Here is a 22272-nt window from a genome sequence, read left to right as displayed (position 1 = left end):
TGACCGCGCAGACGGATCTGTACTCGGCGCAGCAGTCGCTGATCAGCGCGCGTCTGGCCCGCTGGACGAACCTGGTCGACCTGTACCGCGCACTCGGCGGCGGGTGGATCCAGCGTGCCGGCGAAGCGCCGCGCGCGCCGGATGCGCCGGTCGACTACGACAAGGCGGCCGCGCCGGCGCCGGCGTCGGCAGCGGCGAACGGGTAAGCATGGAGAAGGGCGAGCGCGGTTCGCCGCGCTTGCGTGTCGAACCGGCTGTATGCGGAAACGAGAACGCCACGGACGAAAGTCCGTGGCGTTGTCTTGTGTACCGTCGCCCGTGCGAGGCGCGGCATGACGTTACGCTTGCTTCGTCCAGAGTGTCCGGCCGAAGAACGTGAGCGTGCGATCCCACGCCATCTGCGACCACACCGGATCGAACTGCGTGCCGGCGATGCGGCCGGGGCCGACGGCCGTCTCGTTCGCGAACGCATGGTGCGCGAGATAGCGGTGGAATTCGAAACCGACGTTCGCATCGGTCAGCTTCTTTTCCAGTGCGTCGACCTGGTCGATCGTGAAGAACGCATCCTGCGTCGCCCAGTGGCCCATCAGCGGCACCTTGAGCTTGGCCGGGTCGAGGTAGTCGAGCGGCGGCAGACCGTACCACGTGACGCCGGCGTCGGCTTCGGCATACTGCAGCGACAGCAGCGTGAGGGCGCCGCCCATGCAGTAGCCCGTCACCGCGACACGCGGCGCGAGCGTCTTCAGGTACGCGACCGCGCCGGGAATGTCCTGCGACGCGGCGTCGCCGAAATCGAGGCCGGTCATCAAGTGGTGTGCTTCTTCCTCCTCGACGGTCGACTTGCCGCGATACAGGTCGGGCACGAGCGCGAAGTAACCGCAGCGCGCGAGACGATCCGCGACGCCGCGGATCTGGTCGTTCAACCCCCACCATTCCTGGATGACGACGACCGCGGGCGCGCCTTCGGTCCGTGCCGGCGTGGCGAGATAGCCCTGCAGCTCCTGACCGTCCGGGCGGCGAAACGTGATCGTGGAACCGGATGTTTGAGACATGAAACCGCTCCTTTTCGAAAAATGCGCCGAGTGCGACATCGGGCCGGCCAGCGGGCGTCGTGATACCGCTCGCGTTCATTCCGGCCGGCGCCGACCACGGGCCATTCTATGCGCAAACACCGGACGCCTGCGTGAACGGTACCGCGTCGCGCGACCGGGGGACGGAAGCGGACGACCGGAAAGCAAACACCCCGCCCCGGTGAACGGGAGCGGGGTGTCGCGTGTACGACGTGCGTATCGGAATACGGCGCGAGTACGCCGTGAATACGCGGGCGCGTATCCGGCTTACTGGCCGAAATAGATCGAGTCGCGGCCTTCCTGCTTGACCGCGATCGCGCGGCCGGCACGCGCGCCGGCGGCTGCTTGCGCGCCGTAGCCGGTTTCATCGGCGTTCGTCACGCGGGCCTGGGCGGCCTGCAGTGCACGCGGGTAATACGGATCGGATGCTTCGGGCTTGTAGCCGGCCTGTTCGAGCTGAACGAGTTCCGCACGCACCTGGGCACGCGTGAGCGAGCCCGACGGGTTCGATTGCGCGAATGCGCCGTACGACGCGGACAGGGCAGTTGCGGCGACGACAGCGGTGATGAACGACTTCATGGTGACCTCCGGTTCTGTTGATTTCGCGCTTCGCTCGTTGCGTTCAGCGGTTGATTGCATCGTAACGATCGCGTTACCGGTCGGAAATACGCGTTGCAGCGAATCATTATTGCAACTGGGTAAACGATTCGCGCGGCATGGCGTTTCGTCTGAATATTGCGGGCGTGCCGGAGCACGAGCGGGGCCTTCGGGGGCGATCGAGTCGATCGGCGCGACAGATGCGAGAGGGGCAGTTGAATCGCATTCCGAATTATTTTTGCGGGGCCGTCGGCATTGCCCGTTTCGCATCACGCCGCCAGGGTCGCCTGCCGTTTCCGGTATTCGGCCGGCGTGATGCCGACATGCCGGGTAAACGCTCGCCTGAGCGTATCGACGTTCGCGAAGCCGCATTTCCCGGCGACCTGCTTCGGCGTGTCGTGGCCGTTCTCGAGCAACCGGCGGGCGGCCGAGATGCGCGTCACCTCGACCCACGCGGCCGGCGTCATGCCGACCTCCGCGCGGAACAACCGCGCGAAATGGCGCGCGCTCATGCCCGCATGCTTCGCCATCTCGGCCACCGAATGCTCGAGTTCGGGATGCGCCGCGATCCAGCGCTGGACCTCCTGCAACACCGAACGCCCGGCGGGGCGCGCTTCGCCCTTGCGGCTGAACTGGAGCTGCCCGCCCGGGCGCTTGAAGAACATCACCAGTTGCGCGGCGACCCGCCGCGCGATCTCGCGGCCGAGATCCTCCTCGACCAGTGCGAGCGCCAGATCCAGCCCGGCCGTGACGCCGGCGCCGGTGCGCAGCTTGCCGTCGCGCACGTACAGCGCGTCGGCGTCGACCGCGAGCGACGGATACGCCTGCGCGAGCGCGTCGGCAGCGGCCCAGTGCGTGGTCAGGTGACGCCCTTTCAGCAGGCCGGTGGCCGCGAGGAGGAACGCGCCGGTGCAGATCGAGCCGTAGCGCCTGCTTTGCACGGCCGCCGCGCGCAGCCACGCGAGGAGGTCGGTGCGCAGCGCGATCTGGCCGGCGTTCGGCGCGCCGGCGACCAGCAGCGTGTCGATGCGCTCGGGGATGTCGGGCGCGATCCAGTCGGGCAGCAACCGCGCACCGGACGAACTGCGGATCGGGCCTGGCCCGGCCGCGATGATCCGCAACGCATAGAACGGTTTCCCGCATTCGGCGTTCGCCTGCGCGAACACGTCGAGCGGCGCGGAGACGTCGAGCAGCTGAACGCCCGGAACGGCGAAAATACCTACGACCTTCGGCATGATCGTTGCGTGTTGTATCGAACGTGATGCGCAGCAGTATAGGGGCGCCGCATTCGCCGTGCAGGCGTCGTGTCCGTCGATCGCGCAAAATGGCAGAATTTGTCGTGACATGTCTATTTAAGACATACGTCGGACTCCGGAGAATCGAGGGTATCTTCCACGGAGGTCGACCATGACTGTGAGTGTTGCCGGCATTACCCTTCCCGCTACGCGACTGACGCGCGAGATTACCGAACTCGTGCGCGATACCGAGTCCGAGCTGTTGTTCCATCACTCGAGCCGCGTGTTTTATTTCGCGGCGCTGGCGGGCCGGCGCCGCGGGCTCGACTACGATCCCGAGCTGCTCTATTGCGGCTGCATGTTCCATGACATGGGGCTCACGCACCGGCACAGCAGCGCATGCGAGCGCTTTGAAGTGGACGGTGCCAATGCTGCCCGCGATTTTCTGAAGGGCCACGGGATATCGCAACAGGACATCGACGTCGTGTGGACGTCGATCGCACTGCATACCACGCCCGGCATTCCGCAACACATGCATCCCGTCGTCGGGCTGGTCACGGCGGGCGTCGAAATGGACGTACTGGGCCTCGCTTACCCGGAATACAGCGACGTCGAGCGGGAAGCGGTCGTGCGCGCGCATCCGCGGACGCCGCATTTCAAGGAAGACATCATTCAGGCGTTCTACGACGGCATCAAGCACAAGCCCGGCACGACGTTCGGCAACGTAAAGGCCGACGTGCTCGCGGACAAGGATCCGCATTTCCGTGCGGGCAACTTCTGCAGCGTGATTCGGGCGTCCGCATGGGCCGGCTGAGCGGGGGAGGGTGGCCGCGCCTCGGCCGACGTTGATCGACTGCCGGGCGTACGGCGCATTCGGCGCCGACGCCACCCTCGCGGCCTTGGCCGAACCCGGGGGACAAGGGGCGTTCGTTCGACTCGCGTATTACCGCCGGAAGCCGGAAAATTGTTACGTGACAACTTCGGGTAATCAGGCGCGTGAATTTTATATACTGAATTTGTGTACGCGCTCCCCGAGGCGAATCTCCGATTCGCGTGTCCCCAAATACCGGCCTGCCAGCCCGACGGGCAAACCCCGATGCTCGGCCGTCCGCAAGCATCCGGCAAAACGCCTATAATGATTGGGCAAATTGCCGGAGACAGGTCATGAGCACCATCGCTTTTCATCCTTCGGGCGTCGCCCATCCGCGTCAGGCCGAATTCACGATTCTCGAACAGCTGCTGGCGATCCGCGTCCGCTCGGGCGCGGATCTGGCCGAACTGGCGAGCGCGCGCGTCGACGTGTCGGTGATCGATCGCCTGTCCGAGCGCGGGCTGAAATCGGACGAGCTGGCCTTCATCATCCCGCGCCGCACGCTGAGCCATCGTCGCCAGGCGCACGAACGCCTATCGCCGGAAGAGTCGGACAAGGCGATTCGTCTCGCACGCATCGTCGCGCAGGCGACAGCCACGTTCGGCGACCAGGACAAGGCGATGGCGTGGCTGCGCAACGGGCTCCAGCGCTTCGGCGGCCGCACGTCGCTCGACATGGCGAGCACCGAGCATGGCGCGCGGCTCGTCGAAGAGGCCCTCACGCAGATCGACGAGGGGTATTTCGCTTGACGACGCTGTGGCGGATCAGCAATTACGCCGACCTGAAAGGCGTCGGCGGGTTGCGGGCCGGTGGGCGCTGGCATTTCGCCGGGCAGCCGGTTGTGTATCTCGCCGAGCATCCGGCGCTCGCGTTGCTCGAGACGCTGGTTCATTTCGAAATCGCGACCGTCGCGCAATTGCCGAGCGGCTACCAGTTGCTGCGTATCGAGGTGCCCGATTCCGTGGACGTGGCCGAAATCGCCGAAGGCGATGCGCCAGAGGACTGGCGAACGAACGTCGACTGGACCCGCAGCGCCGGCACCGAGTGGCTGCACACGCAGCCGAGCGCGCTGCTGCGCGTGCCGAGCGTCGTCGTGCCGCACGCCCATAACTTCCTGTTGAATCCGCTGCATCCGGCCGCGTCCAGTATCCGTATCGCGGAAGTGATGCAAGCGCCGTACGACACGCGGATTCTGCGGCTGGTCCAGTCGAGGCCGGGCGAATAGCGAACCGGGAGGAACACGATCCGCGCCGGCGGCGCGCGTTCAGCGCTCGTGAGCGGCGCGATCCGCGGCCGCATCGGGCGGCAGCGTCTGCCGGATGCGCGTGACCGTTCGCATGCTGGCGAGGCCGAGCATCGCCGTGACATCGGCATGCGCGTGGCCGGCGAGCAACTGGCGGCGCGCATAGGTATTGCGGAGTATGCGCGGGCTCATGTCCGCTGCGCGAAAGCCGATCGCGTTCAGCGCGTCACGTACGACCAGCAGCAGGAACATGTCGTTCATCGCTCCCCCGCGCGGCGCGGGAAACAGCCGCGCCGACGGCGGCACGTCGGTCGAGTGCGCGCGCCATGCGGCGAGCGGCGCCACCGCGAACGCGGCGAGCGCGATCCGGCGCGCCGGCCGCGCGCGATCGCGCGGCACCGACAATGCCGCTGGCCGCGCGTCGAGATCGAGTGCATCGCCTGTCGCCGCGCGGATCTCGGCCGACGTGATGCCGCTCGCGAGCAGCAGCGCGACGATCGCGCGATTCCGGCAGTCGGCCGGCGTGTCGTTCGCTCGAGGCTGCACATGACGCTGCAGCGCCGCGTCGGCATCGGGCGGCAGGTAGCAGGGCTCGGGCTCGCCGTCCGGCCATGCGAGATCGCGCGTCGATCGGCCGGCCGGATGGATCGTCCGCACACCGGTGTCGACCAGATGCCGGCCGAGCCGGTCGATCAGCTTCCCATAGCGCACGCGCGTCGACGTGCCGGGCGCGCAGGTGCGGTCGAGTTCGGCGAGGAAGGCTGCGACGTGGTCGGGCCCGAATGTCGCGAGCGACACGCGGTGTGCGCTCAGGTGGCGCAGGAATCGCTCGAACATCGCGACGTGCTGCACGACCGAGCGCGGCGCGAACGGCCGGCGGCCGGCGCCGGCCGCAGTGGTTTCCTGCCAGGCGCGAAACGCGCCGACGGGGTCGTGAATCCAGCGAGTCGTGTCCATCTCCGTTTTATAGCCGGACGCGGTGACGCCGGCAATCGTCCGGATGCCAGGGCGGAGCGCGGCGATGCCGACCCGTCAGGCCGCGGTACGCGTGCCGTCGATGTCGTCATCGTTCATCGTCAGGCAAACGAGCACGCGCAACAGCGTGATGAAGACGCGGAACGTATCCGGTACGCGGTTCCATTGCATCGATATCCGGATTCCTGACCATTAGCCGCCGGCCGGCATGAACGCGACCAGCCGTGCGAGGAAGCCGAGCTTCAGGCAAGAACGCAGGCGTTGTCAAGCGCGGGCAGCGTGCGCAATGGCGCGGCTGCCGCGCGTCGGGCGAAGGCGCCGCAGCCGCGCCGGCGTGGGCTTGCCTGCCCGGCCGCGCGAGCACGGCGAACGCCATTTGCGTCGCGATGTAAGCCGCATTGCGATGCAGCAGGCAAAACCGCATGCCGGTTCGGTGACGTTGCGTACACAACTTTCGGCTGCGTGACGTGATTTCCCTATTGCCGGAAAAATTTTGTCCGTGCGAGTATCGAACACGTTGCCCGGGCACCGAGGCGGTTGCCGGCAACAGGATGCCCATCGCAACGATCGACAGGAACATCGGCAGACAATGCACAGAACAGCGATTTTTCCGTATGCGTCCGCGTTGCTCGCGGCAGCCCTGCTGACCGCCTGTGGCGGCGACGTCGAGAACGAGGCGGCCCGCACGACCGCGCCTTCCGCCGATGCGAGCTGCCTCGCGGTCGACAACAGCGGCGCGACGGTCGTGGTGGGCTCGAACCAGCCGGGCGACCCGTCGCTGCCGGAAGCGTCGTCGGGCTATCGCACCGGGATGAAGCCCGTCTATGCGAAAACGTACCTCGTAGCCACGTCGAACGCGTACGCGAGCGCGGCCGGTTGCGCGGTGTTGAAGAAGGGCGGCACGGCCGCTGACGCGGCGGTCGCCGTGCAGGCCGTGCTCGGCCTGACGGTGCCCGAGGCGACGGGCCTCGGCTCGGGCGGCGTGCTGCTCTACTACGATGCGCGCGGCAAGACGCTGCAGGCATACGACGGCCGCGAAACCGCGCCGGCCGCCGCGACCGAGAACTACCTGCGCTACGTCGATGACGCCACCGATCATTCGGCGCCGCTGCCGAGCGCGCGCGCGAGCGGCCGCTCGATCGGCACGATCGGCGTGCCGCGGCTCATCGAGGCGCTGCAACAGGATCACGGCCGCTTGCCGTGGCAGAGCCTGTTCGGCGATGCGATTACGCTCGCGACCAACGGTTTCCCGATCGGCGGCCGGCTGGCCGACGCGATCGCCGCGAATGCCGCGAACCTGAAGCGCGACCCCGAAGCCGCCGCGTATTTCCTGAACGCCGATGGTTCGCCGAAGACGCTCGGCACCGTTCTGAAGAATCCGGCCTACGCGCGCACGCTGTCGCTGATGGCGCAGTCGGGCGCGAATGCGCTGTATACGGGGCAGATCGCGCAGGACATCGTCGCGAAGATCGCCGCGACGAAGGGCGCGGACGGCTCGACGCTCACGCCGGGAAAGACGACCGTCGCCGACCTTGCCGCATATCAGGCGAAGCGCCGCGACCCGGTGTGCACGACCTATCGCAGTTACTGGGTTTGCGGGATGCCGCCGCCGTCGTCGGGCGGCATCGCGGTCGCATCGGCGCTCGGCATCCTCGAGAACTATGACCTGAAGTCGCTGAAACCGACGGCGATCGATCTCGAAGGCGGCAAGCCGACCGTCGCGGGCGTTCATCTCATTGCCGAAGCCGAACGGCTCGCGTATGCCGACCGCGACAAGTACGTGGCCGATACCGACTTCGTGCCGCTGCCGGGCGGCACGTGGAACACGTTGCTGAACAAGCCGTACCTGAAATCGCGCGCGGCGCTGATCGACCCGGCCAAGAGCATGGGCACCGCGCAGCCCGGCAATCTCGGTGCCGTGCCGCTCGGCGTCGACACGACGCTGATCGAGCATGGCACGAACCAGTTCACGATCGTGGATGGCGACGGCAACGTGCTGAGCGCGACGACGACGGTCGAATCGAGCATGGGCTCGTTTCACATGACCAACGGCTTCCTGCTGAACAACCAGTTGACCGACTTCTCCGCGAACCCGCTCGACACGTCCGGCAATCCGGTCGCGAACCGCCTGCAGCCGGGCAAGCGGCCGCGCAGCTCGATGGCGCCGACGATCGTGTTCGGGCAGGCTGCCGACGGCTCGCGCGGCGACTTCGTGATGGCGACCGGTTCGCCGGGCGGCGGCACGATTCCGCAATACGTGGTCAAGACGCTGGTCGGCGCGCTCGACTGGGGGCTCGATGCGCAGCAGTCGGCGGGGCTCGTCGATTTCGGCGCGAGCAACAGCCCGACGACCACGATCGGCGGCGAGCATCCGAACGTCAACCCGGCGAACAACGGCGCGAACGATCCGCTGATCACGGGGCTGCTCGCGCTCGGGCACAAGGTATCGACGTCCGCGCAGGCGAGCGGCGTCAACACGGTGATGCGCGTGACGGTCGGCCAGTCGCCCGCGTTGCAGGGCGGCACCGATCCGCGTCGCGAAGGCATCGTGCTCGGCGATACGTTCCGGCCGTAACCGGGCAGCGTACGCACGGCCCCGGTCCGCTCGTTAGCGGCCGGGCCGTGCATCGTGACGCGGCCGCATCGACGGCCACGCGATCCTCGTCCTTCGGAATGCAGATGAGGCGGCCGGCATGAAGCACGTCTGCCGGCCCGGGCCACGCCCGTCCATCGTCGAATAGAGCGGCCGCCCCGCCGTAAACGTCCGATTGTCAAACAGTGTGAGTCAATCGTCAGCATTTGCAACGGAAGTAACAGTCCCCGCAATTCGATCGTTTTGCACGCCGCCGCCGCTACATTAGCTCCACCTGCCGCATGTCGCGGCGAGGCATGCGACAAGCCGCACGAAGGCGGCCCGCAGCAACAACGTCTTTGGGGAGAATGACCATGAACACGATTCGCACGATTCTGCTGGGTGCCGCTCTGACGGCGATGGCGACTTCGGCTGCATTCGCACAGACGGCCCAGACCGGTGCGCAGGGTTCCGCAGGCGTCGGCGCCCAGGTCCAGACGCCGCTGCTCGGCGGCGGCGTGGGTGTGCAGGCCGGCGGCGGCGTGAATGCGGCAGGTTCGGGTTCGGGCGCGGGCGATGTCGTCGGCGGCGCGCTGAACGGCGTCGGCAAGACGGTCGGCGGCGTGGGCTCGGCAGCCGGCGCGGCGGTCGGCGGCGCGACGCAGGCGGTCGGTTCGGCGGCCGGCGCGACGAAGGATGCGACGGCGTCGGCCGTCCACACGACGAAGTCGCACGTGAAGCGCGTCGCCGGCTCGGCGAAGAGCCATGCACAAGGCGCGGTGTCGACCGCGGGCGACGTCGCCCGCGGCGCGAAGGCGAAGGCCGGCGAGGCGCTCGAAGGCGCGACGAACTCGGTGCAGGGCGGCGCGTCGGTTGGCGTGAAGGGCTCGGCGTCGGCGCAAGGCGGCGCGCTGTAACAAGTAGCACGCATCGCGTCACGGCCCGGCCCGCTTCGATGCGGGCCGGGCTTTTCTATTGGGGAAACGCGATGTGTCGTGCGCGGTGTCTCATGTCGAAACACGGCAGCATGAGTGCATCGATATTGATTAGGATGACAGAAATAAAAAAGTGGGCGCTCGACTGAACTCGACGCCGAAAGGAGACGGCTATCGGGCCGGGGACACCGGAACGGCGTATCCACCCCGAACATTTCGGCGGCCCCCGATGCGGGGCGCTTTGGCGACTTCAAGGAGCCTATCGTCCAGGCGGCATGTTGAGTGACATCGGAGCGCCGTGGAATGGATGAGCCCGCCTTGTCCGGTGTTTCCGTATCTCTTCACGCCTGGATGCCCGGGCCGCACATTGACGGGCGCAGCAACCTCACGTCGGCGCGCAAGCCGGGCCTTTCGATGCTGCTATCAAGCAGCTATCGCTCGCAATTTTCACTTTCATGGCTCAATGACGATCGCCGTAAAGGTATTTGAAATTATTAAATAAAGTGTTTGCAAGAAAAGTGGGGGTTGGTTTATAAATACGAGCGATTTGTATTCTCTGTCGATCGCCACCATCGACGTTGATGGGGTTTCAGATCGATGTGACTTTGAGGGCCGCCTGCAAAGCAGGCTATGCCGACGTTGGGAGAATCCCGCCGAATTTTCTGAACTCGTCAGCCCGTGCCTGATGAATCGCAGGGGTAGCACGTTATTTTCGTGATCGAAGCGATGATTATCTGATCGGTGTCAATTGCGTGTCATCTTGTGATTCGCATTGGTGCTAATAAGGTATTTCACAATTAAATTGATTCGGATTGCGAAATTATAAGAAGGCGTTCGATGAAAAATGAAATGGTTGCAAATTACTTTTTATTATCTGTAATCCGACCGTTGAAAAACGAGATCGCATGATGAATACGCCGCTAAGCATGAAGCACCCGCGGTAATGGAACGTGTCGCCAGTCGACCGACACATCCGATTCATCTCCACCGAACAATATCGAGAGAAGACGACCGCGAAATGCACCACGCGGTGCATCGGTCGTCGACACCGAAAGCGGCGTATTCGCCTGATGTCAGACAGGTGAGTGCCGGATTTCACACGAGGGAAACAAATGACTCTTTTCGACGGGATCGATCCGTCCGATTCATGGCCGATGTCGAAACCCATTGCACACGATGAATGGCGCGGCGACGAGGCGATCCGGTCCACCGGCGTCGCCCCGTTACATCCGTGTTCAAGTCAACCTGCACGATGCATGCGGCAGGCCCCTTCGATACGTGAAATTCGGTGAGACACGAGTGAATACGATGATATCCACGATGGCAGATGACGCCAAACCCGACGCGGACATTCGGCTGCGGCTCGCGACGCAACCCTCGAAACTCCTGGTGCTTGGCAAGCGCACGATCGACGAACTCGACTACGACCCATCGATGGTGCTCGAAGCCGTCGAACGGGCATACCTTGGCCTCGGCACCGGCGAATCCGACAATCCGCGCAAGCTGATGAGCCAGCCGGCGGACAAGCATTCCGTCGCGTACTCGATGCTGGGTCGAGACGGTGGACGCAGAACGGTCGGTTTCAAGACGTCGTATAAGTTCGATCCGGAACATAACCGCGAACTTCAGAAGTACTACACGACGTTGTTGCTGTTCGACGACGAAACGGGCTTGCCTGTCGCGCTGATGGACGGCAGCCTGGTCGGGTCGCTGCGCACGCCGGCGGTGTCGGCCCTGATCGCGCGCGCGGCGGCGCCGCGGGCGCGAACGGCTCTCGTCGTCGGCACGGGCACGCAGGGGCGGATGGCGGCGCCGTTCCTGCTCACCGCATTGCCGGACGTCGAGCGCGTGATCGTGCACGGTCACTACGAGTCGGGAATCGACGCCGTGCGCAATACGCTGAAGCGCTTTCACCCGGATCGTGACATCGAAGTGTCGAAGGATCTCGTCGCCTCCGCGAACGAGGCCGACATCGTGCTGGGCGTGGCTGGCGCCGGTGTATCGGAGGCCGTGCGGCACGCGGCGCTGAAGCCGGGCGCGCTGGCGCTGCTGGTCGGATACGGAATTCATGCTGACGCGCTGCATTGCGCCGATTACCGCATCGCGACGAGCGAGGCGCAAATGCAGGTGACCGGCGCCGATCTCGTGGACGAAGCCGGAAAACTGCCTGCTGTCGACGCCGAGTTGCCGGACATACTGCTGGGCCGCAAGCCTGCACGGCGCAACGACACCGATATCGTTTACGCGTTCAACAGCGGAATGATCGTGACGGACATCGCGCTCGGGCGCGTGTTGGCCGATGCCGCGCTGGCGAAAAGGCTCGGTCGGGAAGTCGAACTATGGTGACGGATATTCCCCGATTGCCCGCGTTGTGGGATCCGCTACTGCGCGATTTCGTGGACGGACATCAGGCGATGATCCACGATCTTGTCGATGGCTTCGACGCACCCGTTCATTTCCTGTTTCCCGGGCGCTTCGCGCGCAATGTCGCCGAATTTCAGCGCGTACTGGACGATCGCCAGGTGTCTGGGCGCATTTACTATGCGAAGAAGGCGAACAAGGCGCGATGCTTCGCGCATGCGGCCGCGGCATCCGGGATCGGCGTCGACGTCGCGAGCACGGGCGAATTCTCGGAAGCGTTGGCCGCCGGGGTGTGCGGGACCGATATCGGCGTATCCGGGCCGTCGAAGTCGGAGGCGCTGCTGCGGCTCGCGGTTTCGCACGATGCGTTGATCGCGATCGACAGCGAGGAGGAACTCGATCGGCTGATCGCGCTCTCGGGACAGGCCAGGCGGACCGCGCGCATTCTGTTGCGCATGGCGCCCACGGCACGAGGCGATAGTCGATTCGGATTGAGTGCCGAGGCGCTGCGCGTTGCGCTGTCGACCTGTGCCGCGACGCAGGCGTCGGTCGCCCTTGAAGGGTTCTCGTTTCATCTGTCCGGGTACAGCGCGATGGAGCGCTGCAATCAGGCCGCGATGGCGATGCGTGCGTGCATGGCTGCTCGTGAACTCGGCCTTGCGCCGAACACGATCAATATCGGCGGCGGCTTCGCGATGTCGTACGCCAGCGAGAGCGACTGGCGCGCATTCCAGCGCGCACACCGGCCGGACGATTACCACGCGAACAAGGTATTCGGCGGCTTCTATCCGTATCACTCTGCCTGCAGCGGCGCGCGGATGCTCGATGCAATCCTGGCGGGCACTCCCGACACGGAGTCCGCAACACTCGCCGAACTGGCCCGCGAGTATGGCCTGAAAATCATGCTGGAACCGGGGCGTGCACTGCTGGATCAGGCAGGATTCACGGTCTTTGCCGTGCAGGGCGTGAAGGACTGCGGCGACTATGGCATCGCGACCGTCAATGGCACGAGCTTCAGCGTTTCGGAGCAATGGTTCGCCAGCGAATTCCTGCCCGATCCGGAACTGCTGAGCGCGGCGCGCGAGCCCTCGCGATCGCCGCGCACGGGCACGCCTTATCGCGCCTGTGTCGGCGGGGCGAGCTGCCTCGATTCGGACATGCTGACCTGGCGCAAGATCGCATTCGGGCAGCGCCCGGAACCCGGCGATCTGCTGATCTACCCAAACACGGCCGGCTACCAGATGGATTCGAACGAATCTTCGTTTCACGAGCTGCCGCTTCCCCCCAAGCTTGTCTTGGCACTTGACGGCGCACGGCCGCGTTGGCGCGTCGATCGCCTCTTCCAGTTTCCGGGAGCCTGACCATGAATGTACGCTTTCTCGGTGAGCAAGCCACGATCACCGTACCTGCGATCGTGTCGAAGGTATCGGATCTTGTCGGCCGCACGCCGTTGTTCGAATTGATTCGCGGCGCCGACGGCGCGCGCATCCTGCTTAAACTCGAGTCGACGAATCCGACCGGCAGCGCCAAGATCCGGATGGCAAGGCAGATGCTCGATGAAGCCGAACGGGACGGGAGTCTCCGGCCGGCCGGGCATGTGATCGAATCGACCTCCGGCAATACGGGCATGGGGCTCGCGCTGTTGTCGGCCGAGCGCGGCTATCGGTTCACCGCGGTCGTGGATCGTCACGCATCGAAAGACAAGTTGCGCGCGATGCAGGCCTTCGGCGCGGCACTCGTCTACGTGAGCGACGGCGACGAGATCGCGACGGCGGACCGGGACGCACTTGCCAAGCGCATGGCGGCCGACGATCCGGACGGCATCTGGACGGAGCAGCACAACAATCCCGCGAACGGTAACGGTTATCGCGGGCTGGCACATGAGCTGCGCGACATTCTTGGTGACCGGATCGACTTTCTGGTCGGTGCGGTCGGCACCGGCGGGTCGCTGTTCGGCACTGCGCGGGAACTGCTCGCGACCGGCCCGGCGCCGCGAGTCGTCGGCGTCGAGCCCGTCGGCTCGATCGTTTTCGGCGGCGAAGGCGGGCCGTATTATCAGTCGGGCACCGGGACACCGCCCGGCGCCGAGATCGGCGCGTTGGTCGACTATGCGTTGCTCGACGAAGGCTTCAAAGTGACGGACGCGGCCGCATTCAATACAGCACGCTATATCGCACGCAAGAAGTCGCTGCTCGTCGGCGGCTCGGCAGGCGGTGTCGTCTGGCACGCGTTGAAGATGTTCGATTCGCTGCCCGCGGGTGCGACACTCGTGGCCCTGGTCTGTGACGGCGGGGAGAAATATCTGGACACGGTGTTCAACGACGACTGGATGCGAGAGCGGAATCTGCTCGACGAGTCGGTTGCTCACGAACTTGAATCGATATTTTCCCGCGCCGTATGAAACTTCATCGGCAAGTCTGGCTCGATGCCAGACAAATCGGCGTGCTTGCCGCTCCGCTCGTTCTCACGCAGCTCGCACAGGTGGCGCTGACGACCACCGACATCGTCATGATGGGGATGCTTGGCCCGCGCGAGATCGCCGCTGGCGGTCTCGCGCTGACGATCTTCAACCAGTTCCGGACGATGGGAACCGGGCTGGTGACGGGAACCGGCAACCTCGTCGCGTTCGCGAACGGCCAGCACGCGCATGCGGAAATCATGCGGCTGGTGCGGTCCGGCTTTGCGTTGTCGACGCTTGCGGCACTGGTGTTTGCATTGATGATGCTGTGCATCGAAATGCCGCTTGTCTGGCTCGGGCAGGATCCCGACGTCGCGCGGCAAACATCGTTCTATCTGGCGGCGGCCGCGCCCGGCATGTTGCCGTGTCTCTGGTTTCAGGTGCTTCGACAATATACCGTCGGATTGCGCAGGCCTGGGCCGCTATTGGCGATCACGATCGTATCGATCGTCGTCAACGCCGCGCTCGACTATGCATTGATGTTCGGCCGGTTCGGATTTCCGAAGCTCGGCCTGATCGGCATTGCGTGCGCAACCAGTTGCGTGTACCTGCTTTCCTTCATCGCGTTCCTGACGATCGCTAGGCGCCGGCCGGAACTGTCCGAACACTTGTCGCTCGCCGTCTGGCGTGCCGATGCCGATACGTTGGCGCGGACGTGGCGGATGGGTTTGCCGATTGCGGCAACCTATGGATCGGAGGCAGCGTTCTTTACCGTCCTCACGCTCGTGATCGGGACGCTCGGCGCCGATGCGCTCGCCGCCCAGACAATCGTGAATCAGGTGATCTACATCGTGTTCATGATTTCCGTCGGCTTGTCTCATGCGTCGTCGATCAGCATCAGCCATGCGTGTGCACGGCACGACTATCGCGGGGCGCGTCGACTCGGCTATACCGGGCTCGCGTCGGGCGTCGTGATCATGGTGATCGTCGCGCTGCCATATCTGGTCGCACCGGCGCGCGTGCTTGCGCCGTTTCTCGATAACCGGGTGGCCGCGAGTGCCGAAGTGCTGCGACTCGCCGGCGGGCTGCTGACGATCGCGGCACTGCTGCAAATCTTCGATTGCAGTCAGAACATCGGCGTCGGCATCTTGCGAGGGCTCGGTGACGTAACGAGTTCGTTCCGGATATCGATCGTCGGATACTGGGTCATCGGTCTGCCGGTCGCCTGGGTGGCCGGTGTGCTGCTGGGATACGGCATCTATGGCATATGGAGCGGACTCGCCATCGGCCTTGCGGCCACGGCGTCGATGTTGCTGCACAAGTTCGAGGGCCGCCTTCGCGCGATGGCGAAACGCCCGTCGGGCGGGCATTCGTGAACTGGCTAGCGGTACCGACGAGCACACGGATACAGATGCGGTGCCAGCATGCCCGGCCATACTGGCCGGCGCCGGATGCAGCGCCGTTCGCATACTGTCGACCGATGGCAGTACGCGGTTTGTCGCTGTCGCCACGCCGGCGATGTGCCCGCCGTTCGATCGATCAGGAGCGGGTGTCGCGAGATGCGTCGACCGGCTGGTTGCGTGAATCAGGATTTTTTGCCGATTCAGTCAGGGAATATTCGAACGGACGGGGAAGATTTGACTGCGTTCAGGCAGCAGGATCGGATCAATCGATTTTCCTGAATTATCGGCGTGGCAATTGACTGTCGCAAATTCAAACGATGTAAATAATCGACGGAACTATACGAGCATGCGAAATTGAAATCACGGAGATTTGTAAAGTTTTCTAGCTCGATCGGGCCGTGGCTTCTGCAAAATCGCGCTTGATGTCGAGATATTGAAACGACGTGCGTCAGTTTGTCGCAGGCATGAAACAAAATTCGAATTTTTGATGTAACTAGATAGAAAGCTTCATTACATATTTTTTTCGAAAGGTAATGTTTCTGTCTTCTGTCCTCCGATATACTTGCGCAGCGCCAGGTTTAGAGAATGAAGTCTAGGCGTGAAGTTCAGCCGCCGGCTCTTCAATTGGCCATTGTCTGGCTTGCGGCTGGTGAATGAATACATTTCGACATCGCGCGCGTGGATGAAATCGTTCTGTCATTAGGGCATGTGAAGTCCGGTTTCAATAATTGGCATGTTAATAATTCAGATGTTAATCATTCGGCGTCGTTGATCCGTACTCCTTGACAAATGTTTGTTCTGGAAGCATGGCATCGCGAGCGATGCTTGACTTGATGTTGTCATCGAATATTGGCCAGTGCCGATGTACAGGGAGTAAGCGCCAGGTGCCGGCAATCCGTTACGGTCTTGAAGCTTGGGTAAATAAACCGGGTTGCCACGGCGCGTCGACGATCAAGAACCTTGTCTTTTCAATAAGGGCCCGGAAAATTGGAGACCTTTTCTCGCATCATCGGCGAGATTCTTCGTCCCAACGGTTTGACCGAGGGGATCGATCAGCTCGCGGAAAAAATTGGACGAGTGATTCCGTTCGACAAGTGTTTGATTTTGCATGGAGGAAGCGGCGATGCAGCTTCTCACGGACTGATATATCGCTATGGTGCCGCGAACGACGCCGGAACCCGACGAGGCCTGACGCTGTTTGGAGCCGGGATCGACATTGATCGATATTTGAGTTGCTTCGCCTTGTCGGATCGTCAGGATCATACCTTTCGCTGGCGCGATCTCGACGGGGAATTGCCGCAACGCGATGCGCAGGTCAACGATGTCGCGTCATACATGCGCGGGCAGGGGGTGGTCGCTTGTATTGGCGCGCCGCCCGGCGATTCGACGGCCATTCGGACCGTCTTGCAGTTGAAGTGCGAAGACACGACGTTGCATTCGGCGTTGCTCGTCAGTCTCATTGCCATGCATTTGCATGCAGCACTGGCCCAGAAGATTGCGAGACAGAGCCGGGAAGCCGCGGAATCACCTGCGGCAGGCTTCGAGCCGGATGCTTGCGCGGACCCGAACAGGATTCAGTTCACGAGAAAGGAATCCGATGTAATCAAATGGGTAGTCGAAGGCAAGACTGCGTGGGAAATTGGCCGAATACTTTCGATGTCGGAAAGAACGGTCAAGTTTCATCTGACGAATGTGTATGAAAAACTGCGTGTTTCGAACAGGGCGCAGGCGGTGGCGAAGGTTAGCCGTCTGGGATTGATCTAGGAGAGTTCGGGAATGTCTTTCAAGGAAAAGGTCAAGGCATTTGTCGCGCGTCATGGGTTTACGTACAAAGCCTATATTTTGTCGATTCTCTTTCTGCCGCCTGCCGCGCTTTATATCGCATGGAAGCGGCCGGGCTTGCCGGTCCCGGGCCGTGTCCTGCTGTGCGTGACCGGGGTGCTTGCGCCTCCATTGGTCGGCATAGCCACGGCGATGATCCTGAAAAGCGCGTTCGATCTGGTCCGGACCGCCATTTCCGTTTAGTTTGCCTGCTGCCTGCCGAATACGATTCCGCTTTCCCGAGCGTGGTTCTCGATCGCATCATCATTCATTTCATAGACGCCAATGAATGCCCGACTGCCAAGCGTACATTTGCTAGATCGTGTTCGGGCAATAGCAGGATTACATGAACCGTCGCGCAATATTCCGTATAACTACACGTCGTTTTCCGATCGCGAGATCGTGATCCGCCTGCTCGGCGAAGAGGCGTGGTCGGTGCTCGACGAACTGCGCGCCGAGCGCCGCACGGGCCGCTCGGCGCGGCTGCTCTGCGAAGTGCTCGGCGACATCTGGGTCGTGCGCCGCAACCCGTATCTGCAGGACGACTTGCTCGATAACCGAACGCGTCGCGCGTTCCTGATCGCCACGCTGCATGACCGGCTGTCCGAAATTGCAAGACGTCGTCGGGTGAGTGTGAGCGGATGGTACGACGCCGCCGGCCGCGAGCGCGCATCGCGCGTCGAGATGCTGGAAGCGGCGGCGCAGCGCGCGGTCGACGAGTTCGCCGACGAATTCGACAAGATGGCCGAGCTGCGCCGCCGCGCGACCAAGGCGCTCGGCCGCTGCACGCAGAAGGACAACATCCGCTTCGACGGGCTGTCGCGCGTGTCGCACGTGACCGATGCGACCGACTGGCGCGTCGAATACCCGTTCGTCGTGCTGACGCCCGACACCGAAGCCGAGATCGCCGCGCTGATCAAGGCGTGCTTCGAGCCATCGTGGTCGAGATCGCGCGCCAGGTGCTCGGCGAGAACTGGATGGCCGATTATGTCGCACGCGCCAACCATGGCGGGATCGAGCGCGTGATGCTGTGACGGGATGACCTCGCAGCCGATGCCGGCGCGACCGGTTCTCGGTATCGTGGCTATGCCTGTGCGGCCAGCGTCGCGACCACGCGATCCTGTAGCTCGCGTTCCCGGGCATGGATGAAGAAATGATCGCCGTCGAACCGATGAAGGGAGAACGGTCCGTCGCTGTAGCGGCGCCATTCGCGCAGCGCGTCGATATCGACATGCGGATCGTGCAGGCCGCCGAATACGGTCAGCCCGCACCGCAACGCGAATGGCGCATCGGTGCAATATCCTTCGGCGAGCGCCAGATCGGCGCGCAGCGCGCGCAGGAAATGCCGAAGCCAGTCCGGCTCCGACAGCAACGCATCCGGTGTGCCGCCCATCGTTTTCAGCCAACCGATGAGGTCCGGTTCCGGCAACCGATGAATCGAGAGCGGACGCGGTGCGACATGCGGCGCGCGGTGCGCTGCACAGAACGCATGAACGGGCCCGCGAAGCCGTCGTCGATCGAGTTCCTTCAACCATTCGATACCGACGACACTGCCGAAACTGTACCCGAAGGTGCCGAATGGCTTGTCGAGGAGCCCGGTCGCGGCCGTGGCCAACGCATCCGTCATCGCATCCAGCGACGTGGGCGGCGCTTCCGAGAAACGCGTCTGGCGTCCCGGCAGTTCGACCGCAACGACTTCGATCCAGTCGGGCAGATCGAGCGCCCAGCGCCGATAGAGCAGCGAGCCGGCACCGGCGTACGGGAAGCAGAACAGCCGGTGCGTGGCCGCGGGTTGCGGGCGATGCAGGATGAACCAGGGCGTGATCTTGACTGGCATGCCGATTGGGAACGGAAGTCGTGACGAGACGCGGCCGCGATTCGATCCGGGGCGGCGCGCCGATGACGGTGCAGCGTAATCGCAAGGGGCGGCGACGTGTGCCGTCCGACGGTACAGGTTGACGGTCCCTCCCGGCCGTGATTGTTCGCGAATGCGGGACGCGACATGCCATCCCGGCATCGCGTTCGCGCCCGGACGCTGCCCCAACGAACAGGTTTTTCCGTACACGCAAGTTGGTATTCTGCGCTGCGCGATCGTCCTGCACCCTGCTGTCGCGGCCTGCCAACTTCGTACATCGAGACCATGAACGCCGTAATACTCGAAGCCGTTGAAAAGTCGTATCTGATGGGCTCCGTCAACGTGACCGCGCTGCGCGACGTCACGCTCGACATCCGTGATGGAAGACTGACCGTCATTGCCGGCGCGTCCGGCAGCGGGAAGTCGACGTTGCTGAATCTTGTCGGGTGCGTGGACCGGCCCGATCGCGGCCGCATCGTCGTGGCGGGCGAAGAGGTCGGCCGTTTGTCGGACGACGCGCTGTCGGATTTTCGTGCCCGGCGGCTCGGTTTCGTCTTCCAGAACTTCAATCTGCTGCCGGTGCTCACGGCGCACGAAAACGTCGAATATCCGCTGCTTCTCGCGGGCACGCGATTGACGGAGTCCGAGCGGGCGCTGAAGGTGCGGGACATGCTCGATGCGGTCGGCCTGGCCGACAAGGCGCACCATCGTCCGGGACAGATGTCGGGCGGCCAGCGGCAACGGGTCGCGATCGCACGCGCACTCGTCGCGTCGCCGAACCTCGTGCTGGCGGACGAGCCGACCGCCAATCTGGACAGCAAGACCGGCCAGCAGATCATCGCGCTGATGCGGCGCTTGCAGCGGGAGCGGCGCGTCTCGTTCGTGATTTCGTCGCATGATCCGCAGGTCATCGCGGCGGGCGACGACGTCGTCCATATTGCCGACGGGATCGTGTCCGACGTGACCCGCACGGACGAGCAGGAGGCGTTCGCATGAAGACATTTTCGCTCGCGCTCCGCAATCTGCTGCGCAACCGCCGTCGCTCGATCACGACCTTGCTTGCGATGATCGTCGGCGCGCACGCGGTGCTGCTGTTCGGCGGCTATACGCGCAACATCACGTATGGTCTGCAAACCGATTACGTGAAGTACGGCGGCCACCTGCAGATCGAACGCAAGGGGTTCTACGAGTTCGGCAGCGGCAATCCTTCCGAGTACGGGATCGACAACTACGAAGCGATTATCGACGCGGTGAAGGCCGACCCGGTACTGGCGACGATGGTGCTCGTCGCGACGCCCACGCTGCAGTTGCAGGGCATCGCGGGCAACTTCGACGCGGGGTTGTCGCGTACCGCGCTCGCGCTCGGCGTGCGCGTGGACGACCAGAACCGGATGCGCGCCTGGAACGACTATCGCTTCCCCGTGACGATCCCGCCGATGGCGCTGACCGGAACGACGGGCGACGCAGCCGTGATCGGTACGGGCCTCGCGCGTGTACTCGAACTGTGCGGGCCGCTCAAGGTGCCCGACTGCAAACCGCCCAGGAAGTCCGCGGACGCCACGCCTGCCTCGCCGCTTCCGGGCGATATCGCGGCCCTTGCCGAGGGAACGCGCGCGGCGCCGGCCGCCGGGACGAGCGGCCGGCGGATCGAACTGCTTGCGGCGACCGCGCGCGGTGCGCCGAACGTGGCGGAACTGCAGGTCGTGAAAGCGGAACGACAGGGCATCAAGGAATACGACGACATGTACGTCGGCCTGCATCTCGCGCAAGCGCAACGACTCGTGTACGGCGCCGAGCAGCCGAAGGCCACGGCGATCGTCGTCCAGTTGCGCCACACGTCGGATTTGCCTGCCGCGAAGGCGCGGCTCGAGACGCTGCTCAAAACGAAATTCGCCGGTACGGACACGGAAGTCGTGGATTACACGGTGCTGAACCCGTTCTATGGTCAAGCGCTTGCGATGTTCGCGACGCTGTTCGGTTTTGTCGCACTGCTGATCGCCGCGATCGTGCTGTTTACCGTGGGCAACACGATGAGCACGGCGGTGTTCGAGCGCACGGTCGAAATCGGAACGCTGCGCGCGATGGGGTTGCGCCGCGCCGGCGTGCGGCGCCTGTTCCTGTGCGAAGGGCTGCTGCTCGGCGTGATCGGCGCGGTGCTCGGCGTCGCCAGCGCGGCGCTGCTCGCCGGCGTCATCAACGTCAGCGGTCTGACGTGGACGCCGCCGGGCCGCTCGCCGGTGCCGCTGATCATTCGCGTGTGGGGCGAGAACGACCTGATCGTCGGCACCGCGATCGGCCTGCTGGTGGTATCGATGCTGTCCGCGTTGCTGCCCGCGCGCCGCGCGTCGCGCATGGAGATCGTCGATGCGCTCCGCTACGCGTGATCGAGCGGCCGGATCGGGCGCCGATGAAATGTCAATGAAATCGATTCGTCGGCGGAACGTCATGTTAGCCTTCGCCGGGAGTTGCATCGCCATGCTCGGCGCATGCGGCGCACCGGCCGAGCAGTCGGTTCCCGCGGGTCTGAATCTGTCGTTGACGCGAACGACGGCGTCGGGCGCATACGTCGTGACGCTCGAGCCGCCCACGACACCGCCGCCGCTGAACCGGATCCATGTCTGGACGGTCAGCGTGAGCCGTGCGTCGGGCGAGCCCGTGCGCGGTGCGCGCATCGACGTGAGCGGCGGGATGCCGCAGCACGGGCACGGTCTGCCGACGCGTCCTCGCGTGGTCGAGAGCGACGGAAACGGTGCGTATCGGCTGCAAGGGATGAAGTTCAGCATGCCCGGCTGGTGGACGATCACGCTGAAGGTCCGCGACGCGCAGCGCGACGACGACGTGACGTTCAACGTCGTGTTGCCGGCGGCGGCGGCGTCATGACGGCCGGCACAGGCGCCATGCCTGATTACTGGATGAGTTCCATACACGGAGAGGCT

Annotated in this window: 21 protein-coding genes and 2 pseudogenes; 18 read left to right on the top strand and 5 right to left on the bottom strand. The window is 64.2% G+C overall.

Annotated features, from left to right (window positions below; all coding sequences use genetic code 11):
- Positions 1–206 (top strand): annotated as a pseudogene (locus KPB06_RS03725) (multidrug transporter); the annotation flags it as partial.
- 132 nt (positions 207–338) lie between these two features.
- Here KPB06_RS03725 and KPB06_RS03720 read toward each other — a convergent pair.
- The 3 genes from KPB06_RS03720 to KPB06_RS03710 all read right to left on the bottom strand — a co-directional run bounded on the left by KPB06_RS03720 (position 339) and on the right by KPB06_RS03710 (position 2902).
- The gene (locus KPB06_RS03720; protein ID WP_059579575.1) at positions 339–1052 is read right to left on the bottom strand and encodes a dienelactone hydrolase family protein; all 714 of its coding nucleotides are present in this window, start codon (positions 1050–1052) and stop codon (positions 339–341) included.
- A gap of 285 nt (positions 1053–1337) precedes the next feature.
- Positions 1338–1649 (bottom strand): DUF4148 domain-containing protein, encoded by a 312-nt coding sequence (locus KPB06_RS03715; RefSeq protein WP_060317460.1) that lies wholly within the window; start codon positions 1647–1649, stop codon positions 1338–1340.
- A 287-nt stretch (positions 1650–1936) separates the two neighbouring features.
- Positions 1937–2902 (bottom strand): GlxA family transcriptional regulator, encoded by a 966-nt coding sequence (locus tag KPB06_RS03710; RefSeq protein WP_089466000.1) that lies wholly within the window; start codon positions 2900–2902, stop codon positions 1937–1939.
- A gap of 172 nt (positions 2903–3074) precedes the next feature.
- On the opposite strand from KPB06_RS03710, the gene KPB06_RS03705 reads away from it, so the two are divergent.
- The 3 genes from KPB06_RS03705 (at position 3075) to KPB06_RS03695 (ending at position 4998) form a co-directional block, all read left to right on the top strand.
- Positions 3075–3716: an HD domain-containing protein gene (locus KPB06_RS03705; protein WP_275905448.1), complete on the top strand. Its 642-nt coding sequence runs from the start codon at positions 3075–3077 to the stop codon at positions 3714–3716.
- A 350-nt stretch (positions 3717–4066) separates the two neighbouring features.
- Positions 4067–4522, top strand: coding sequence for a type II RES/Xre toxin-antitoxin system antitoxin (gene parS, locus KPB06_RS03700; protein ID WP_006480981.1), 456 nt, complete (start codon positions 4067–4069; stop codon positions 4520–4522).
- Positions 4519–4998 (top strand): RES family NAD+ phosphorylase, encoded by a 480-nt coding sequence (locus KPB06_RS03695; RefSeq protein WP_060317467.1) that lies wholly within the window; start codon positions 4519–4521, stop codon positions 4996–4998. The genes parS and KPB06_RS03695 overlap by 4 nt, the downstream gene beginning before the upstream one ends.
- A gap of 39 nt (positions 4999–5037) precedes the next feature.
- Here the strand turns inward: KPB06_RS03695 and KPB06_RS03690 are convergent, their stop codons facing one another.
- The gene (locus KPB06_RS03690) at positions 5038–5973 is read right to left on the bottom strand and encodes a tyrosine-type recombinase/integrase (protein WP_275905447.1); all 936 of its coding nucleotides are present in this window, start codon (positions 5971–5973) and stop codon (positions 5038–5040) included.
- Positions 5974–6580: 607 nt separating this feature from the next.
- Between KPB06_RS03690 and KPB06_RS03685 the strand changes: the two genes are divergently transcribed.
- The 11 genes and pseudogenes from KPB06_RS03685 to KPB06_RS34545 all read left to right on the top strand — a co-directional run bounded on the left by KPB06_RS03685 (position 6581) and on the right by KPB06_RS34545 (position 18515).
- Complete coding sequence (locus KPB06_RS03685; RefSeq protein ID WP_124659522.1) at positions 6581–8566, top strand: gamma-glutamyltransferase family protein; 1986 nt, start codon at positions 6581–6583, stop codon at positions 8564–8566.
- A 371-nt stretch (positions 8567–8937) separates the two neighbouring features.
- Complete coding sequence (locus tag KPB06_RS03680) at positions 8938–9480, top strand: hypothetical protein (protein ID WP_275905446.1); 543 nt, start codon at positions 8938–8940, stop codon at positions 9478–9480.
- A 321-nt stretch (positions 9481–9801) separates the two neighbouring features.
- Complete coding sequence (locus KPB06_RS03675; RefSeq protein ID WP_155634627.1) at positions 9802–9987, top strand: hypothetical protein; 186 nt, start codon at positions 9802–9804, stop codon at positions 9985–9987.
- Positions 9988–10674: 687 nt separating this feature from the next.
- Positions 10675–11844 (top strand): ornithine cyclodeaminase family protein, encoded by a 1170-nt coding sequence (locus KPB06_RS03670; protein WP_226094377.1) that lies wholly within the window; start codon positions 10675–10677, stop codon positions 11842–11844.
- The gene (locus tag KPB06_RS03665) at positions 11838–13220 is read left to right on the top strand and encodes an alanine racemase (protein WP_059579601.1); all 1383 of its coding nucleotides are present in this window, start codon (positions 11838–11840) and stop codon (positions 13218–13220) included. The genes KPB06_RS03670 and KPB06_RS03665 overlap by 7 nt, the downstream gene beginning before the upstream one ends.
- Before the next feature lie 2 nt (positions 13221–13222).
- Entirely contained in the window at positions 13223–14260 is a 1038-nt protein-coding gene (locus KPB06_RS03660; RefSeq protein ID WP_059579603.1) for a cysteine synthase family protein, read from the top strand.
- Positions 14257–15633, top strand: a complete 1377-nt coding sequence (locus tag KPB06_RS03655; protein ID WP_059579606.1) for an MATE family efflux transporter — start codon at positions 14257–14259, stop codon at positions 15631–15633. The genes KPB06_RS03660 and KPB06_RS03655 overlap by 4 nt, the downstream gene beginning before the upstream one ends.
- Positions 15634–16647: 1014 nt before the next feature.
- On the top strand, positions 16648–17424 hold the full coding sequence (locus tag KPB06_RS03650; RefSeq protein WP_226094378.1) for a helix-turn-helix transcriptional regulator: 777 nt from the start codon (positions 16648–16650) through the stop codon (positions 17422–17424).
- A gap of 12 nt (positions 17425–17436) precedes the next feature.
- The gene (locus KPB06_RS03645; RefSeq protein WP_060009226.1) at positions 17437–17685 is read left to right on the top strand and encodes a hypothetical protein; all 249 of its coding nucleotides are present in this window, start codon (positions 17437–17439) and stop codon (positions 17683–17685) included.
- Positions 17686–17838: 153 nt separating this feature from the next.
- A pseudogene (locus tag KPB06_RS03640) lies at positions 17839–18414 on the top strand (DUF3683 domain-containing protein); the annotation flags it as partial.
- Positions 18415–18458: 44 nt separating this feature from the next.
- A complete protein-coding gene (locus tag KPB06_RS34545) occupies positions 18459–18515 on the top strand; it encodes a DUF3400 domain-containing protein (RefSeq protein ID WP_420831929.1) in 57 nt (18 codons plus the stop codon).
- Positions 18516–18565: 50 nt separating this feature from the next.
- On the opposite strand, the gene KPB06_RS03635 is transcribed toward KPB06_RS34545, so the two are convergent.
- Positions 18566–19546, bottom strand: coding sequence for a thioesterase II family protein (locus tag KPB06_RS03635; RefSeq protein WP_275905444.1), 981 nt, complete (start codon positions 19544–19546; stop codon positions 18566–18568).
- A 75-nt stretch (positions 19547–19621) separates the two neighbouring features.
- On the opposite strand from KPB06_RS03635, the gene KPB06_RS03630 reads away from it, so the two are divergent.
- The 3 genes from KPB06_RS03630 to KPB06_RS03620 all read left to right on the top strand — a co-directional run bounded on the left by KPB06_RS03630 (position 19622) and on the right by KPB06_RS03620 (position 22216).
- Entirely contained in the window at positions 19622–20332 is a 711-nt protein-coding gene (locus tag KPB06_RS03630) for an ABC transporter ATP-binding protein (RefSeq protein ID WP_059583855.1), read from the top strand.
- On the top strand, positions 20329–21720 hold the full coding sequence (locus KPB06_RS03625; protein WP_060010827.1) for an ABC transporter permease: 1392 nt from the start codon (positions 20329–20331) through the stop codon (positions 21718–21720). Before KPB06_RS03630 ends, KPB06_RS03625 begins: the two co-directional genes overlap by 4 nt.
- A gap of 151 nt (positions 21721–21871) precedes the next feature.
- Positions 21872–22216: a FixH family protein gene (locus tag KPB06_RS03620; RefSeq protein ID WP_226094347.1), complete on the top strand. Its 345-nt coding sequence runs from the start codon at positions 21872–21874 to the stop codon at positions 22214–22216.
- The last annotated feature ends 56 nt before the right edge of the window (positions 22217–22272 follow it).

Origin of the sequence: Burkholderia semiarida, assembly GCF_029268935.1 — a bacterium.
Taxonomy (GTDB): domain Bacteria; phylum Pseudomonadota; class Gammaproteobacteria; order Burkholderiales; family Burkholderiaceae; genus Burkholderia; species Burkholderia semiarida.
The sequence above is the reverse complement of the archived record's forward strand: the minus strand, read 5'-3'. Positions and strand labels throughout refer to the sequence as shown.